Source organism: Streptomyces sp. AcH 505 (genome assembly GCF_000818175.1).
Classification (GTDB): domain Bacteria; phylum Actinomycetota; class Actinomycetes; order Streptomycetales; family Streptomycetaceae; genus Streptomyces.
This window is the reverse complement of sequence record NZ_JTIY01000002.1, coordinates 1,403,525-1,419,748: the sequence shown is the minus strand read 5'-3', so window position 1 is coordinate 1,419,748 and position 16,224 is coordinate 1,403,525. Positions and strand designations below refer to the sequence as shown.

The 16,224-nt window shown below is 66.8% G+C and carries 13 protein-coding genes; 2 read left to right on the top strand and 11 right to left on the bottom strand.

What is annotated here, in order from left to right:
- Positions 1 to 31: 31 nt before the first annotated feature.
- From HY68_RS36230 to HY68_RS36205, 6 genes are all read right to left on the bottom strand, one after another.
- On the bottom strand, positions 32 to 610 hold the full coding sequence (locus tag HY68_RS36230; protein ID WP_042000127.1) for a hypothetical protein: 579 nt from the start codon (positions 608 to 610) through the stop codon (positions 32 to 34).
- Between the two features lie 10 nt (positions 611 to 620).
- Positions 621 to 1,631: a hypothetical protein gene (locus HY68_RS36225; RefSeq protein WP_052457504.1), complete on the bottom strand. Its 1,011-nt coding sequence runs from the start codon at positions 1,629 to 1,631 to the stop codon at positions 621 to 623.
- 140 nt (positions 1,632 to 1,771) lie between these two features.
- Positions 1,772 to 2,443, bottom strand: coding sequence for an ATP-binding protein (locus tag HY68_RS36220; protein WP_052457503.1), 672 nt, complete (start codon positions 2,441 to 2,443; stop codon positions 1,772 to 1,774).
- Positions 2,444 to 2,577: 134 nt separating this feature from the next.
- Positions 2,578 to 3,387 (bottom strand): ATP-binding protein, encoded by an 810-nt coding sequence (locus HY68_RS36215; protein WP_042000124.1) that lies wholly within the window; start codon positions 3,385 to 3,387, stop codon positions 2,578 to 2,580.
- A 338-nt stretch (positions 3,388 to 3,725) separates the two neighbouring features.
- Entirely contained in the window at positions 3,726 to 5,321 is a 1,596-nt protein-coding gene (locus HY68_RS36210; RefSeq protein ID WP_157874523.1) for a Mu transposase C-terminal domain-containing protein, read from the bottom strand.
- Between the two features lie 71 nt (positions 5,322 to 5,392).
- Positions 5,393 to 5,965: a hypothetical protein gene (locus tag HY68_RS36205; RefSeq protein WP_157874522.1), complete on the bottom strand. Its 573-nt coding sequence runs from the start codon at positions 5,963 to 5,965 to the stop codon at positions 5,393 to 5,395.
- Positions 5,966 to 7,130: 1,165 nt separating this feature from the next.
- Between HY68_RS36205 and HY68_RS36200 the strand changes: the two genes are divergently transcribed.
- A complete protein-coding gene (locus HY68_RS36200) occupies positions 7,131 to 8,102 on the top strand; it encodes a hypothetical protein (protein WP_241778881.1) in 972 nt (323 codons plus the stop codon).
- 118 nt (positions 8,103 to 8,220) lie between these two features.
- On the opposite strand, the gene HY68_RS46135 is transcribed toward HY68_RS36200, so the two are convergent.
- The 5 genes from HY68_RS46135 to HY68_RS36180 form a co-directional block, all read right to left on the bottom strand.
- Positions 8,221 to 8,352, bottom strand: coding sequence for a hypothetical protein (locus tag HY68_RS46135; RefSeq protein ID WP_277816787.1), 132 nt, complete (start codon positions 8,350 to 8,352; stop codon positions 8,221 to 8,223).
- 93 nt (positions 8,353 to 8,445) lie between these two features.
- A complete protein-coding gene (locus HY68_RS36195; protein ID WP_042000118.1) occupies positions 8,446 to 8,727 on the bottom strand; it encodes a DUF3892 domain-containing protein in 282 nt (93 codons plus the stop codon).
- 129 nt (positions 8,728 to 8,856) lie between these two features.
- Complete coding sequence (locus HY68_RS36190; RefSeq protein ID WP_042000115.1) at positions 8,857 to 9,879, bottom strand: ImmA/IrrE family metallo-endopeptidase; 1,023 nt, start codon at positions 9,877 to 9,879, stop codon at positions 8,857 to 8,859.
- A complete protein-coding gene (locus HY68_RS36185; protein ID WP_042000112.1) occupies positions 9,876 to 10,796 on the bottom strand; it encodes a hypothetical protein in 921 nt (306 codons plus the stop codon). The genes HY68_RS36190 and HY68_RS36185 overlap by 4 nt, the downstream gene beginning before the upstream one ends.
- Positions 10,797 to 10,865: 69 nt before the next feature.
- The gene (locus HY68_RS36180; protein ID WP_241778880.1) at positions 10,866 to 11,789 is read right to left on the bottom strand and encodes a hypothetical protein; all 924 of its coding nucleotides are present in this window, start codon (positions 11,787 to 11,789) and stop codon (positions 10,866 to 10,868) included.
- Between the two features lie 870 nt (positions 11,790 to 12,659).
- Here HY68_RS36180 and HY68_RS36175 point away from each other — a divergent pair.
- Positions 12,660 to 15,959, top strand: a complete 3,300-nt coding sequence (locus HY68_RS36175) for a HEAT repeat domain-containing protein (RefSeq protein ID WP_042000109.1) — start codon at positions 12,660 to 12,662, stop codon at positions 15,957 to 15,959.
- Positions 15,960 to 16,224: the final 265 nt, after the last annotated feature.

Sequence of the window (16,224 nt, the reverse complement as noted above, 5' to 3'; positions counted from 1 at the left end):
AAGTAACCATGCGGAAGGACGGATGAAGGGCTCAGTACGCGAACTCGACGAAGTCGATCTCGGTGAGCCTCACCTGGTTCAGCCTGCCCACCGGTGAGACTTTGAAGTAGGCCTCGCCGACGGCGTTCCCGAGGATGTCTCGCAGTTCCTCCTCATCTGCGTTGCGGTACCGGGCGTCGAACAGGCGGGCCGGGTAAGGGGGGTACAGAGCATGCGATAACTGGCGGACTCGGCCTTCGTCTGACGAACCGGCTGAGCCGGTGAACCCGAACCAGGCGCGGAAGTGCACCATCATGCCAAGGTGCTGGCCGGCGAGGACTTGCTGGTGAATGCGATGGCGCACTCTGGGCTGCCACAGACGGATGAGGTCTTTGACGATTGCCCTGTGCAACAGGCCGCCGGGCTTGGGGGTCTCCCGCCGGGCGAGGATCTCCTCCACCGTGGCGGGGGTGGTGTGTAGGTGGGCGGCCAGCGTGTGGATGTTGGTGTGGTGCCGCAGGAGGAAGCGCAGGCGCGCGTGGTCCGAGCGGGGTGGCTGACGCGTCCAGTGGTGGGCATCTGCAATGTCGATCGCGTCGGCGATGGAGTTGGTGTGTAGGTCGTTGAGCATGAAGGTCCCTTCACAGGGCGCTGGGATTTTGTGGTGTGCGTGTGGTAGCCCGGGCGGCTGGGGGCTGTCGGGTTGGCGGGGGGCTGCGGCGCCCGCGGATGGGCGGGGAGGGAAGGAGCCGGCATGCCTGCAGGGCCTGGTCGATGTCGGGGTGTTCCCACGTTGGGGTGGCCAGCGGATTAGGGGCGTCAGGGTGGCCTCGCAGTTCGGCCAGGTGACGGGTTGCGTCCATCAGGATGGACGCCCATGCGGGAAGTGAGGGCAGCGCGTCGCCTGGTTGGGTGCGCAGGTTGGTGATCTGGGTGTTGCTGTAGCCGGTCAGGGCCCGGAGCGCGACGCATGCGGCGTGGACGGGGTGGGCGATGCGGCTGTGGATTCGGCTGGCTACCTGGGCGATGTGCGGGTGGGGATAGTCCTGGTGGGCGCCAGGAGCGGGCAGCCGCAGGATGTGCCCGGGTAGATCGGGCAGTGGCGCGAACCGTTCCCCGGTTCGTGGTAGTGCGGGCTCGGTGGGCATTCGGAACCAGCGTTCGCTCTCCAGGGGCGGGTAGCTGGCGGTCTGCTGCCACCATCGGTAGCCGGTGAATTCCTCGGGGCTGGGGGGAAGCCGCCAGTGCGCGGCTGCGGCTGGCAGGTCATCGTCGATGTACTGGTGGGTGATGGTGGCCTGTAGGCGGGCCGTTGCGTGTGGGATCGGCGCGTTACACAGGAGGGTCAGGTGGGTGCCGGTGCGTGCGCTGAGTGCCAGAAGGTATTCCCATTGGGGGGCGCTGATGCGATGGGCACGGCAGAGGGTCAGGTGGGTGATGCCCAGCGTCAAGATCCATGCGGCAGCGATACGCCAGCTGCGGTCGGTGTGGTTGATCCACATTGGCTGGTCGTGGTTGGCGCTGGGGATGGGCAGGTGTTTGCCGAGGGCGCGGATCAGGTCGTGGGCGAGGTAGGAGCCTGTCCCGAGGGGCGTGGGGTGAACGGTGATGTGCCCGTAGCGGGGCTGGTGGGCGGCGAACGCCATCTGCATGTAGTGCGGTTCGTCTCGTGGGGTGAAGACGACGGTGACAGAGGGATGCGTCGGGTACGCCTCCGGGAGCCATGAAGGGACCCATTGCTCGGTAGCTGCGTGTTGGGGTGATGGTGTCGGCAGATCGGCCGGAGGCGGTGTCATGCTGCCTCCAGGTGGGGGCCGGCTGTCAGGCGACGCATGAGCACTGCGGGGTCGTGAGCGGTGTGGCCGGTGCGTCGGGCGATGCTGATGCTGCGATGAGTGAGGGTGGCCCAGCGGCGGAAGTTGCCGTGCGCCCAGCCGTGGTTCAGATGGAGCAGTACGTCAGGGCTCGCGGTCCTCCAGTGCGGGTGGAAGGCGGGGATGACCGTGGGGATCTCCTCCTCGGTGAGGGGGTGTAAGTCATGCCAGTTGGCGACACGGCTGGCTAGTACGGGGGTGGTGCGCAGGGTGCGCAGGCGATGGCTGCTTACGGCAAGGACAACGGCAAGTTGGGTGCGCGGATCGTCGTAGAGGTAACGCAGGTATTCCTGGCAGGAGGCGGACAGTTGGTGGGCTTCGTCGACGATCAGCAGCCGTGGGGGGTGGTGGAGGGTGTTGCGGATCAGGTCGTCGCTGATTCCGGGATCTTTCGGGGGCGGGCCGGGCAGGTCGAGGGCGTGATGGAGGCTGCGGCGTATGTCGTCGGGGCGGGCTTGGGGCCGTGGCAGGAGCCGGATGGTCTGCCAGGTGGGGTGCTGGTCCAGGACGGTGTGAAGGGTGAAGGTCTTGCCGGCTCCTGGGGGTGCGGCCAGGCACATCATGCTCTGGTCGGTGACGGTGGCTTCCATAGCTGCGGCGGCGGCTGTGACCTGGGCGGTGTGCACTGTGCGGGCGTGTGTGAGGTTGAGGTGGTGGCGGGACTGGCGGGCTGTTCCGTATGCGGTAGTGATTGTGGTGGTCCGGCTGGCCCGGTAGGCGGCGGTCACCGGTCTTCGTCACGTCGCACCGAGCGGGGCGGCCGGGCACGGCGCAGCGCCCAGCGCGCGACGGTCTCGTCCACCTCGGTCAGGCCGCGGCGTTTCATGCCTTCGAGTACGTGGTGAGTGATCTTGGACCACATGCGGAAGGTGCCGCCGCCTGCTTCCAGGTCGATGTAGTTGATCAGCTCGGGCGGGGCGGTGGCCCATACCGGATGGAAGAGGGGAATGTTCTTGACTACCTCGTCGGGTTCCATCGGTGTGAACTCCTGCCAGATATAGATGCGGGAGGCCAGGGCGGGCTCGTTGTAGAGGGTCTTGTAGCACTCCTCGCCGCCGACGAAGAGCACTGCGGGCCTGGTCTTGCCTCTGCCGGTGTCCCACAGGTGCCGGACGAACTCGAAGCATTCCCGGCTGAACTGCTGGGCTTCGTCGCAGACCAGTACGTAGGGGCGGCGGGTCAGGGACTGCTTGAGGAGTCGGTCGAACTCGCTGGGGTGGGCGGGGGGTTTACCTTCAAGGTGGAGGGCGTCGAACAGTTCCATGCGGATGTCGCGCGGGGTGGGGCGGGAGCGGAACTGCAGGAGCAGGACCAGGTCGGGGGCGACTTCTTTGAGGGCTGCCAGGACGGAGAAGGTCTTGCCCAGTCCGGCGTTGCCGTAGATGCAGCTCATGGCGCGGGCGTCGATGGTGTCGGTGATGTTCTCGCCTGCTTCCAGCAGGGCCTCGGTGGCCACGACGCGCGCGTCGGCGAGGTTGAGGTAGAAGTCGGGGTCACCGTTGTCGTCAACGACGGCAGTTGTGGTCGTGTTCATTGGGGCTCCCTGGGATGCGGGTGAAGCGGGCACGTGGGGATCTGCGGCCCGTGGAGCTGGGCCGTCACCTGGGTCGGGGTCCGTGACGGCGTCGGGGACCGGGTCTGGTTGTGTCGCAGCGGAGGGGCTGGTGGTGGGCTGGGCGGTGCAGATGTGGCCGCCGCCGGCCGGGTCATACACGTCAAGTCCTCCGCCCTGGCGGGGGTGGGGCCGTACGGTGACGCGGGAGCCGGCACGGGCGGCGGTGAGGGGGTGGGCGTAGGTGTGGCCCTGCCAGCGGATGTGTCCTTGCGTGTTGATGGTGCGCTCGGTCCCGGTGGGGCCGGGAGTGGTGGAGGTCATGAGGTCTCCGGGGGTGTTTCGGCGGGCCGGGAGGGGATGGCCCAGCGGGCGCCGGGGATCATCCGGCGGGGCATGTAGTCGGCAGGTACACCGTCGTCATCGGGACGCCTGGATTGGGTCGCGCGCAGTTCTTCCGCGGCTTGTTTGCGGGTCATGGTGCCCGCGGTACGTGCGGGACCTGCTTGGGTGACAGCCTGATAGCGGCGGCGGCGCAGCCTCTTCGCTGCGGTCAGGTCGCGGCGCAGGAGGCGTACGCGTTCGTCGCGGGCCTGGTAGACGTCGTTGATCTCTTCCTCGCTGGCCTCGTCTGCCAGGTGGGCGGTGCCCAGACGTTCGCCGGTGCGGGCGTGGAAGACCTCGACGGTCCGGGTGTGGTGGGGCTGGTAGCGGACCCGGATTTCGGTGCCGGCGCGGCCGGTCATCCAGGCTCCTACGTAGTCGCGGTTGTCCCAGCGGATGCCGTGGCCGCTGATAATGCGGGTGGAGCGGGCGGCTTCCAGCAGGAATGTGTCCAGATCTTCGCGAGGTGGTTCGTTCAGAGGGGTTTCGTCGCTGTTCCAGTTCTCCAGGGCGCTCTGGTCACCGTGTTTGTCCATGCGGTGTTCGGCGTTGCGGGTGCGGACCCATCGCTCGAAGAGCTCGACGAAGGCCTCGAATGTCAGAGCCGGGTCGTTCTCACCCACGCGGCGTTTGGTGTCGAGTTTCTGGGCTTTGGTGTAGCGGGGCAGTGTGGAGAAGAACATGGTGGTGGCGGCGAGGTTGAGGTTTTCGATGCTCCCTTTCAGATGGGGGGTGTAGGGCGGCAGGGCCTGGACGTGGACACCGAGACTTCCCATAGCCTCAGTGACGGCGCGGGACAGGAAGTCCTTGCCTCGGTCGATGCGGATGCGGGTGGGAAGACCTCCGGCTGGGCCGTGGACGTCGCCGGTGAGGATGCAGGCGCGCAGTGCTGCAAGGATCGATCCGCGATGAGGGTAGTGGGGGGTGACCGCCCAGCCCATGACCATGCCGGTGTGGCAGTCGCAGAACCATGTCACCCAGGGCTTGACCAGCCGTCCGTCCGCCCAGACCAGCACGGGGGCCTGTTTGTGATCGCCTTCCCACTCCTCGTTGCGGCGGGTGGGTGGTCGGCTCAGGTATGGGTCGAAGGCGCGGGAGGCCGGGATGCCCTGCCGCAGACCGGCCAGGTCGCCCGGAACCATGTCCCGGTGTATGGCTCGGTGCAGTGTGGACAGGCTCGGTACATCCTTGCTGTCGGCGGCTTCCTCTTTCAGTTCATCGTGGACACGTTTGACGTTGCCGCGGTAATAGGCGAGTTTGACACGCAGTTCGTCGGTGACCGTGAAGCGGGAGCGCTGAGAGAGTTCCGCGGTGCCCGAGGCGCTCGCCTTTTCCAGGCGCCGCCACACGGTTCGCGGATGGACCCCCACAGTGCGGGCGACCAAATCCACTTCGGCGCTGGACAGTTCGCCACGTTGCCGCAGGACCATCAGGGACCTTACTCCGGCGGTCAGCAGCGCCTTCTTGTGGTGTCGGCGGGTCCGGTCGCAGTCCTCGTCGGTTGACGGAGTGCTGGGGGGTGCCCGGTGCACGGGCGGCTCCCTTCATCATGTTGCGGGGGGACAAAAGCGGCGCCGTTTCGGTCGCGCTCCGGCGCAAGGGGTCAGCCGCAGATGCCGATGTGTCCCACGTATTGGTACGAGCGGTAGTCGGAGTCCATGTCGCTGATGAGCTCCTGCCACAGGTCCTCCATCACCAGGGAGTCCTGGGCCGCCCATGCCTGAACGATCGGCTTCCACCTCCAGATGTTCTTGTGCCGCACCCGCAGGTCGCGCCGGTGCGAAGGTTGCACCCCCTCCTGGTAGACGGGATGGATCTCGATCCTGGTGCCGCGCCGGGCGCCGCGCTTCCGGTCGAGCACACCTGTCAGATGTGGAGCGACGTTGTGGCGGCGCAGTGCGCGGAAAGCCTGTTCCAGACGCTGCTGTTGGCCCGGGACAGGAGTCTGCTCTGCTGACAGCAGGGCGGTGAGGGTCCCGGTGTCCGCGGTGATTCCGTACGCCCGCAGAGTGTCAGGTCCGGACTTCTTCGTCATCAGGTACTTCACTGCCTGCGCAAGGCGTTCCTCCTCGCTGCGGCGCCAGCTGACGTCGTACTCAAAGGTCCGCCTGTCCAGACTCTCGGCCAGTGCGCGCCCTCCCTCGATGCCTTCGGCACCCAACTGTCCAAATCCCATTGGCTTTTCTCCATGTGCCGGTAAGTCGGTGGTGGTGATCGGGCACCGCCCAGATGTCGCGTCGGCAAGCCCCGCCGTACCAGCCCTGCGGACTGCCGGCGGCTGCTGCCTGTTTCGTAACTGCCTGGGCGAGCGCATGCCGGCCGAGGCGGACCGGGCCACGTCGCATCTGGGTGTGACGGCGGGAGCCGGATGCCATCCGCGCAGAAGGGCCTGATCGCTGAGGGCACGGGGTGGATGCCGACAGGGAAGGGCTGATGGGGGTGTTCCGGTGTGTCGGACCGGATGGCATGAACCTATGACGGGCATCGAACAGCCTGTCTATTTCTGGTCTTTCCCTCGCTCGCGGATGCAACGCGCGTAGCCCGGACGTAGGACATGTCAGGCACATGCAGACTGGGGTACGCCTCTCCCTTCCTGTGTCGTCTCCGCGTTGTATGCCGGCAGCAGCTCACCCTCACCGAGGAGAACCCCGTGCTCATTCCCGTCACGATGCGGCAGGGCGTCGGAGCGGTGACACCGGCTCCCCCAGCCGTGCGGCCACCTGACCCGCACGGAACAAGGTGCAGGTCACGGGGTTGACCGCCCGACTTGCTGCACATCGGGGATCGGGCCGGACGGTGGACGCACTACGCGAGGGCCGATTGCCGACGTCCGTATCGGACCACAGCACTCGATGGCATGAACACGACAATGTCAGGGCCGACGTGGGCGCAGGCCTCGGTGCGGCGCGGAGCATAGCGTCGGGGTATGACAGTCCCCTGGGCAGCGAGACGATATTTGTCCGCTGACCGCAGGCCGGTTGGCGGGAACTGACCGGATCGGCTTCTTTTGAGCCCGCAGGGATTCCAGCCACGGTCAGGTCGACACTCATACGGTGGGTTCGGGATATTCGTCCGCCTGTGCGCTGCGGGAGCTCGGCGGGCCTACGGGGGGTACCGACTGGGCGGGAGCTGCGTCCGTGAGGCGCAGTTGGCCGGGCCGTAGCACGTGGGCGCACAACACCGCGGCCGAGGTTGCCCCACCCCTTAGGTGCGGACCGGTTCGTGGCCTGGTTCGACGATGCCGTACGCGCAGGCCGCTTGACGTACTCGACCACGTTTTCCCTCAACCCCGGCGCGCCGCCCTCGTCAGAGTGACGGCTGGCCGGTGAGATGCTGACGGCATGCCGCCTACGCAGCCTTTCGCACACGACTGGGATCGCGTCGCAGTGCTGCAGTCCGAGCAGTGGAACTGGCTCGCGGTCGAGATTGCTGAGATTCAGCGGTGTGCCGCGGCAGGAGACCAGGCGCACGACAGGCTCGCTCTCATCCTGCTCGATCATCTGGCCGAGGTGGTGATGGGCCGTGAGGTCAACACCAGGCTCGCTCTGCAGGTCGCAGACAGCGTCGTCGAGGAGATGCGCGAGTTCCGTGCAAGCGGAGGGGAACTCGACGGGGAACTGAGCCGACGGGTCGACGAACACGTGGGGCCGGATCGGCGCCGGAAGATGGACAAGCATCTGCATGAAACGACCAAGTACCTCGTGCAGGTGGGTTATCTGAGCTTCCAGGAACGCGAAGTCCTCGACCGGCTCCATGAATACCGTAACGGGGCCTACCACCAAGACGAGTTGGAGCCGGACCTGATTGCCGATCTGGTGCTCGCCTACAGGTTCTTGGCCAACGAGCTCCTTGCCCGCCACAGACCCCTCGCCTGGGCGATGCGGGCCTCCGGTACGGCTACGGTCGTGACCCCACAGCAGCTTGTGGGCCGGCTCGTTGAAGGCATGGACTTGGATCTGAAAGCAATGGGCCGCCGATTCTGCGACCACGCGACGCGGCGCGTCCAGGCCATCTCCGCGGCCGTGTCCACTGCGCAGGGACTGCTGAGGGGTTTCGAGGGGGCGCACGTGCCGGTCCCGGACGACGCCGTCGGCCGCCTCCTCAGCGAAATCAGCGCTGCCTCCCGGCATCTGCAGTCCTGGTCACGGCAGGCGGAGGGACTGAGGTCGAAGACGTCATCGCTCGCCGCCGTGATGGTCCCCTTCATCAACCTGGACCGGATCCTGCGCCCCGTGGAACCCTCCGTGAGGCGACTGGACATGCTCGAGGACTGGTGGGAGCAGGCTCGGATCGACGAGATTCGCGGCAGGTAGCCCCTACCGGGACCGGCGGGCGGAGCGTCAGATACGCAGAGACGTGGTGGAGAGGGGTCCGCCGGGCGGCCGACGGACCCTCTCGTCGGACTGCGGGGACAAGGTACCCGCGGCACTCTTACTTCTTCTTCTTGGTGGACTCCGTCACGGTGGTCTTCGGGTGCCGCTTGACGGTCGACTGCTTCACGAACTTGCCGGTGATCGCGCTGCGTCCGCTGCCGCTGTCGGATGTTGAGGTCTTCTTGGGCATGCCGGTCTCTTTCTGCAGGTGTGGATCCACGCATCTCTTCGAAGCGCGGGGGTGGGGTGTCTGGTCGGGGGCCGGTCTTCCGGTGCGGTCGGCTCAGTAACGCGGAAGGGCGAGCAGGTTGTTGGTCCAGACGCCGTCGGCGTGGGTGCGCAGGTACTTCGCGCCGCGGGCGGGGGTCACGACGAGCACGTCGGCCCGGTGCCCAGTAGAGTCCTCGGTGTATGCCTTGCCGTTCTTGTCCTCGATCCAGGTCACGAGCGCTGCCCGGGAGCTGTCGCCGGTGTTGCCGTCGGCCGGGTTCGTCCACCGCAGGCTGGCGATGTGCTCGTGGTCGGTGCCGCCCACGAGGTGGACGGCGGTGATCTTGATGGTCATGGTGCTGCTCCTGTCGTCATGGGGTGCGCCTCGATCGGGCGAGGGCTTCCCCGTGTGGCGCCCGGGGCGGGTGCCTCACCTGGGACAGACGACGTAACTCGCTGGTAGCGAGGCGGGAGTGACGTGGGTTCAGCCGCACTCGTCGCAGCGGCTGTTGTCGCCGGTGTACATGGCGGCAGGATGCACGACGAAGCAGTTGGTGCACTGGCGTTCGACGACCTGCGGGGCGCAGCCGCAGCGCTTGCAGTGCGGGCACGGCGCGCTCTGGCACCGCGGGCACGCACGGTCGAAGGAGGTGAAGTCTTCGAGGCAGCGCTCGCACGTGTACTCGGCGCCTTGGGGGCCGGTGTCGGGGGGCGTGGGGGCGAACGCTTTCCACGGGGCGAGGTCCGTGACGGTGACGGCCAGGAGGTGGCCGCCCATCGGTGCGGTCTGGGCGTAGAGCTCGGCGCCGAGGAGTCCGTCGCGGTACTTCAGTCTGGTGTGCCCCTCGGCGCGTCCGCGGCCGGCCAGTGCGGAGCGGATGACAGGGATGTCTGCCTGGTCGCTGCCACGGCGCAGTGGGGGCAGTCCGCTGGACGCGGCGAAGGTCAGGCGGCCGTTCAGGTCGAGGAGGAGGATGTGGCCGGGTGCGGGCAGGTGCTGGCTGGCCTTGACGCAGACCGCCATCCGTGAGGCGCCGGCCGCGCGCCACAGGTCGACGATGTCCGACGCTGTCGGGCCCGTTGCCGGCAGGTTGGCTTCGACGAGTGAGGCGGGGAGCAGGATCTCCGCGGCGAATGCGTCGCAGGCGGCGTCTTCCAGAAGGAGACCGCCGTCAGGTTCGTTGGCGAACGGCTCCATCAGCTCGAGGCTGTTCTGCTGCAGGTGGTGGCCCAGTTCGTGCAGGGCGGTGAAGTCGCGGCGGGGCAGGCTGCTGGAGCGGGCGACGGCCAGCTCGGGCGGTGGGCCGGCGAGGTAGGTTCCGGCGACACTGCACGCTCCGCCGGTCTGGTCGTCGGGGACGAGCCTGACCGTCAGTTCCTGCCACGTCTGCAGTGTGGCAAGGGCGGAGGTGGCCAGGTCGTCCTGGGCGCCGGGCCGGTGCTTCTCCAGCTCCTTGAGCATCGCGGCCGCCTGGGTCCGGGCAGCGGCTGAGCGCAGATAGTTCATCCGTGGTGGTCCTCGCCCAGGCGGACCTGGAAGTAGCGCTCCACCCGTGCCTCCCAGTCGGTGTTCCGCCCTCCGGGCTGTCTGGCGGCCAGGGCGAACACGTCGAAGGCCGCCCGCCTGCGTACCTCGTCCTCGCTCTCGTCCTCCTCTTCGGCCAGGTGTCGTAGCTGCCGACGGCGCAGCGGCCGGCCGAGAGCCCGTATCACCGGCGGGGGCACGGCGGGGTTGGCTGCGAGGAGGGTGCTGGGGGGCAGGTGGAGAAGTTCGGCCAGACGCTGTGCCTGTTCATGCGTCAGTGGGGCCAGCCCTCGCCACAGTGCCAGTGCACGCGCCGGCGGCACGTCCAGGTGGTCGGCCAGCTGCGCAGTGGTGACGTGGTGCTCCCGGAAGAGCTGGCCCAGGCGCCCGGTTCCCTCCGGTACCCAGTGGGCCGAGCTGAGTTCGTTGATCGCGTCGGCCACAGAACCGCGGTACTCGACTGGCTGCGCTGCGGTGCTGGGTGCTGGTGCCCCCCAGCGGCCGGCTGGGAGAGCGTCGGGGTTGGTGAGGTATCCGTCGACGGGCAGCGGGATGGTCAGCTCGCCCATCTGCCGGTCCAGCACGCACCAAGGCACTGTGCCTTTGAGGCCGCACCACAGGGCAAGGGGCACTTCCAGGGTGGAGGCGCTGCCGGGCAGTATCAGTGTCTTCTCGTCGTGGAAGGCCTCCATCGATACCGGGATCACGTGCACGGCATCGTCACCGACCGCGGTGACGGCGAGCAGCTCGCTCACCGTGCCCCAGGCCGCACGCCAGATCTGGCCGGGTTCGGGATCACTCGGCGTCGCGGTGGCGACCGTCCGCACGGCCTCGGGCACTTTCAGCTGGGCGGCTGCGGCTAGGAGCCGCTCGTACGCGGTACCTGGTGGATGGTTCATCCCCGTCTCCCCCATTCCTCGCTCTGCGCTCCACGGTCGGACTGTGCTGTTCACTATGTACGGACGACGTCACTCGACGGGCGCTGGGGGCGGATCTTCACAGCGTCGCAACAGCGCGCCCATCACGGCTATCTGCTGATCGTCGTCGCTCAGGGCGAGCCGGAGCCTCTCCCGCAGCCCCTCCAGAACCGCAGTTGCCTGGACGGGACCGGTCCCCAGCAACAGCGCCGCTTCGTCAGGCCGTTGGCCCAGGTAAGGCAGCAGGATCCGCTCGTCACGGCTCAAACTGCTCCAGATCTCGCCGGCCTGCGCCTCGGACTCGCCCGGCACTGTGCCCGGCGGGATCTGCGCGCTCGTGGTGGGATCGCGCAGAGTCCCGTCGTCCGTGTGCAGGGCAACGAACTGCGCCGGAGCCAACAGCTCGAACCGGGCCTCCAGCGCCCTGGCCAAGTCCTCCTCCCTGACCGATCCCTCGGCATGTTCCAGGATCGCCGTCAGGACCGTCATCAGCGCATGAACCGTTCCGGCCGGCGTCGGTCCCGAATGGTTCCAGCGGGTGATCCCCACACCACGCACCCGCCAGGCCACCTCAACCAGCTCGTCCAAGCCCCCCTGCCAGACGGCACCGTCGGGACGAGATGTAAGAGTCCATCGTGGTGAGGGACCCGGAACCTTCCAGAAACGGTCATCCGCGGCAAGCCGCGCGGAGAATCTCCGGCGCAGCTTCCCCCGGTCGGTCATCTTCGCCTGATCGATCAAGAAGTTCCTGATCGAGGTGAGGAACAGCCGTTCCAGGGAAGCCTCGTCCACAGCTTTGAAGAAGCACGTCATGAAGAACCGCTGTCCGGCACCCTGCCGGGACAACATGTCCGTCAGGAGATCATCGACCGCGTCATCAGACCAGTGTCCGTGAACCTGCGGCGGGGGGAAACTCGAGGTGCGGGTCACTTGCCGGCCCAGACGACGCAACAGCTCAAGCGTCTGTCCGCCCAACTCCCCACTGTGGGCAAGCTCTTCGTACGCCCCATGTCTCACAGACCACCCCCGGCTCATCCCGGGCAGCACCACCCAAGATGACTCCGATATACACCCTTTCGGCTCTCTTGACGCGTAAGCCACACCGACAACGGGCCGCAATCCACTCACGACCGGTAAGGCAGGCGCACAAAGCCTGGCGGCCACCCGACGGCGTCCGACTCTGTCTACGTGTGCGCGCAGAACCGCGCGATGGCCGGGCTCCTTCTAGAATGACGACCGGCGGTTCGAGACAGGACCGCATGCCCAGGGGGAGTACAGCTACATGGGGCACGTGGTTCTGCGGACGCTGGCAGGGGCGTTCGCCCTGGCCGGCCTGGTGCTGGCATCAATACCGGCTTGGGCAGATCTGGATACTGCTGACAAGATCGCGAGTGCGGCCGGGGCGTGCGGCGGCTTTCTGGGGTGCGCGCTGGCTATCTATTTCGAGGTACGGCGCAGCGCTGTTAGCGGGCATGTCATCCAGGCGGGTGGGCATGGCTCCGTGGCAGCGGCCGGCAGTGCCGTGGGCAATGCGACGGGCGCGAACGCTAAGGTGACCCGACCGGCGACTCCCGCGCCAGCCCAAGCACCGCCCGGGAACAATCAGCATCAGGTGAGTGCCTCGGGGCCGGGCAGTGTAGCTGCCGCGCAAGACGCAATCGGCAACGCGACAGGTGAGAGCAGCGAGGTCGAAGAGCGATGAGCGCTGGTCCCTCTGCCCCGGCGGCGAGTGAGGACGGGCCTCACAAGTCCTCAGCGTCGGCGCAGCAGGTAACCGCTCGCGGTGGCGGTGCTGTCGCGGCAGGCAGCACTGCTTCGCACAACGCCACGGCCAAGGGCGCAACAGTGATCGACAGTCGCACCTTTGTAACTGTCGCTGCGGCGGATGCGGCAGCGGAGGCTGAGCTGTCGCTCGACGAGGAACGCGCCCATGTTTGTTCCTACGCGCAGCAGTTGTCTGCCCTGTACGGTCGACTCGACCTTGAGGTGCTCATCCCGACCTCGGAGGGCGAGTACCCTCGCATGGAGTTGCGTGAGGTGTTCGTGCCGCCTTTGCTGCGAGTCGATCCGCCGCGCGTGGAGCTGCCGGTCGAGCTGTATCGAAGGCTCGTTGAGCACGGCGAGTTTAGCTCCGTGGAAGGTGAGCACCCCCTCCCTCCCGGGCTGGATCAGCGCCAGTGGGAACAAGCGCGGCATGCCTATCGTGAGCGCCCCGCTGTTGCACTGCTGGAGACCGTGGCGTCGGCAGATGCCACGCGCATCGCGCTGTTGGGCGACCCCGGCGCGGGCAAGTCCACGGTGGCCCGCTATCTGGCTCTGACGCTGCTGTCGGAGAACCTTGCGGGCCCGCTGCAGGGCCTGGCTGGGGTACTTCCGGTGGTGGTCGAACTACGCCGCTATGCGGAGACCGACTGGCGTGAGCGGTCGTTCGAGGATTTCCTGGCGCACCTGTACGAGCATGAAGGACATGCGCCCTCCCCAGCTCTGCTGCACCAGCGGTTGCGCAGCGGGTGTGCGTTGGTCATCTTCGACGGCCTTGACGAACTGTTCGATCCTGAGGTCCGTGAAACCGTCACGCGCCGGATCTCGGGCTTCACTGCCCGGTATCCGCGTCTGAGGACGGTCGTCACGTCCCGTGTCATCGGCTATCGGCGGCATGTGCTCGACAGCGCCGGTTTCCGGCACTACATGATTCAAAGTCTCAGCGACGAGCAGATCGAAAGGTTCGCCAAGCAGTGGTACGCGGCGGCGGGTCTGGCCGGCAGGGACGAGCCTGAGCGGCTGCACGAGCGACTGCTTGAGGCCATCACTCGTTCACGGCCGGTGCGGGAGTTGGCGGGCAATCCTCTGCTGCTGACCATCTTGGCGATCATCGCGCGCAGGCAGCGGCTTCCGCGGGACCGGGCGGGCGTCTACCAGCACGCGGTCAACGTGCTGATCGCGCACTGGGACGAGGACACCAAGCACCTCGACCTCGCTCCGGGCATCCGGGCCATCGCCGACCTCGACGACCGTGACCGCCGCGAGATGCTGGAACGCCTGGCGCGCCACATGCAGGCCGGTGAGAAGGGTATTGCCGGCAACCATGTGCTGGCCGAGAACGTTGAGGACGTCTTCACGAACTATCTGCAAGAGACCCTGCAGCTGCGGCCGGCGCCCGCCACGACCGTCGCCCGGGCCATGGTCAACCAGTTCCGGGAGCGGAACTTCATCCTCAGCCGCTACGGCAGCGAGGTGTACGGCTTCGTCCACCGCGCCTTCCTCGAGTACCTGGCTGCCTCCGACTTCGTCCGCCGCTACGAGCAGCGGGAACTGAGCGACGAGGACCTCCTTAATGGGGTGTTCAGGCTGCGGGCTGCGGACCCGCACTGGCATGAGGTGCTGCTGCTGATCGTGGCACAGACCGGCGAGCGCTTCGCCGCACGGGCCGTGGACACCCTCCTTGGTCTCCCGGACTCCGGCCAGAATGCCGCAGCGGCACCATCTCCCGTTCTGGCGCTGCACGCCCTGTCCGAGATCCGCAGGATCGGCCAGCTCGGCGACCTCAGTGTCCGCACCGCGCAGGCCCTCGTCCGTCATCTGGAAGACAGCCGCCGCCCACTCGAGAGCGACCTGGATCTCGAGACGCCCCTGAGCCTGCTCGGCCCGGTATGGATCGGTGCCCGTCACCTCCTTCGCTGGCTTCACTGCGATGCCTCCGGTGGCTCGTATGCCCTCTATACGCTGCTCACGGACAAGGAGGCGTTGAAGGCTGTGTCCCTAGCAGCGCCTACTGGCCAGGGTCGGACGTCGGCCCTACTCCACCTGGCGATGCGCTGGGCAGAGGATCCGGCCGTGCGGTCCTTTGTCCAGGAGCGCGCCACCCACGACCCCGACCCTGATACGCGCTTCGACCTGCTCTACAGCATGACGGACGTCTGGCCGGACAATTCCCAACTGGACTTCCTGCATGAGCGGATGACGCACGATCCCCACCGGACGGTCCGGTCATCAGCCGCCACGGCCATGACTGCTATTCCGAACGAAGCACCGCGGGTCCGAGCACTCCTGTCGGACATCCTCACCGATCCGGAACAGCAGGATGATACGCGCGTCACGGCCATGGAAGGCCTCACCGAGATGGACGGGGCCGGTGCCGACAGCGACCTGAGGCAACTGCTCATCAGACATGCTCTCAGCGACACTTCCGAGGATGTGCGGACCGCAGCACACGAGAGGCTCGCCATCCTGTTCGGCCACATCCCCGCAATACGGGAGTGGCTCATGGAAAGAGTCGCAGCAGCTCCCGAGGAGCTCGGCAACTGGAGAGCCCTGCGCTCGCTCGCGGCTGCGGACACCGACGCCCCGGAGATCCGCCAAGCCGTACTCGCCTACGCTGGCGGCAACGGCGACAGTGAAGAGATACGCCAGCAAGCTGTACGCGCCTTCACCGCCTCCTACTGGACCAAAGGGGAAGACGCCCGCGCGGTAATCCGCACATGGGGTTCCGAAGATTCTGACATCGGTACGCGGGCTGCAGTGCTCCTCGAGCTACCTCTCCATCACGGAGATAACGCAGAAGCCCGCGATTACATGATCACCAGCCTGTCCCGCGACCCCAGTACGACGCTGCGCAGCGTGCTGCTGCGACAACTCGTACACACCGACGAGAACGACACCATCCTGCTGCGCGCTCTTCAACATAGCGCCGTCAAAGACCAGGAGGAACAGTGCCGCGCGGCGGCTCTTGAGAGTCTGAGCCGGCAGTGGAACCACAGCGAAGACGTGCGCTCCTTCGTCGAAACGCGGGCCGTCACCGACCCTCACGATTATGTCCGTACAACCGCCCGAAACTACCTCGCCCGCTACTGGCCGACACAGCACACTCCCGCCATGTCCGCAGCGGCCCTTCGCCGCCGCGTCCTGGAAGACACATCACACGCCTGCTTCGACCATGTCCGTGAACAGCTGCAGCGATCGCCCGACCCTTTCGTCCGGCTGACAGCCGCCCGCTTGCTGAGCACCTGCTGGGCCAACGATCCCCGCACCGTCCCCGCCCTCACCGCGCAAGCCAGCAAAGAAGACGACGCGGACGACCGTGCCCACATCGAAAACGCCATCATCACAGCAGTTACCTACGCCCCCGTCTACGAGCGCTTGTTCTGAACCGCAGAAACTCGAACTTCCCCTGCCTTCCCCTTGCCGACAGCAACTTCCCAGCCAGAACGACCGTAGAGAACTGCCTGACTGCGGATGCTCCTAAAGGAAGTACCACGAAGCTGTCCTGCTGCAATGCCGCTACATGCCAGTACCAGTCCTCGTGAGACGCCAGTAAACCCAGGGCTGTCTGACCAGGTCAGAAGATGCTCGGCAAGTCTGCCGATGGCATGGAAATGACACGTAGTTACTGGCACTGAAGCAGCACTTCACA

Coding starts and splice junctions, on each gene's coding strand:
- HY68_RS36215 (WP_042000124.1), bottom strand. CDS start 3,387: ATGAACACGACCACAACTGCCGTCGTTGACGACAACGGTGACCCCGAC.
- HY68_RS36190 (WP_042000115.1), bottom strand. CDS start 9,879: ATGAACTATCTGCGCTCAGCCGCTGCCCGGACCCAGGCGGCCGCGATG.
- HY68_RS36225 (WP_052457504.1), bottom strand. CDS start 1,631: ATGCAGATGGCGTTCGCCGCCCACCAGCCCCGCTACGGGCACATCACC.
- HY68_RS36195 (WP_042000118.1), bottom strand. CDS start 8,727: ATGACCATCAAGATCACCGCCGTCCACCTCGTGGGCGGCACCGACCAC.
- HY68_RS36220 (WP_052457503.1), bottom strand. CDS start 2,443: ATGGAAGCCACCGTCACCGACCAGAGCATGATGTGCCTGGCCGCACCC.
- HY68_RS36205 (WP_157874522.1), bottom strand. CDS start 5,965: ATGGGATTTGGACAGTTGGGTGCCGAAGGCATCGAGGGAGGGCGCGCA.
- HY68_RS36200 (WP_241778881.1), top strand. CDS start 7,131: ATGCCGCCTACGCAGCCTTTCGCACACGACTGGGATCGCGTCGCAGTG.
- HY68_RS46135 (WP_277816787.1), bottom strand. CDS start 8,352: ATGCCCAAGAAGACCTCAACATCCGACAGCGGCAGCGGACGCAGCGCG.
- HY68_RS36230 (WP_042000127.1), bottom strand. CDS start 610: ATGCTCAACGACCTACACACCAACTCCATCGCCGACGCGATCGACATT.
- HY68_RS36185 (WP_042000112.1), bottom strand. CDS start 10,796: ATGAACCATCCACCAGGTACCGCGTACGAGCGGCTCCTAGCCGCAGCC.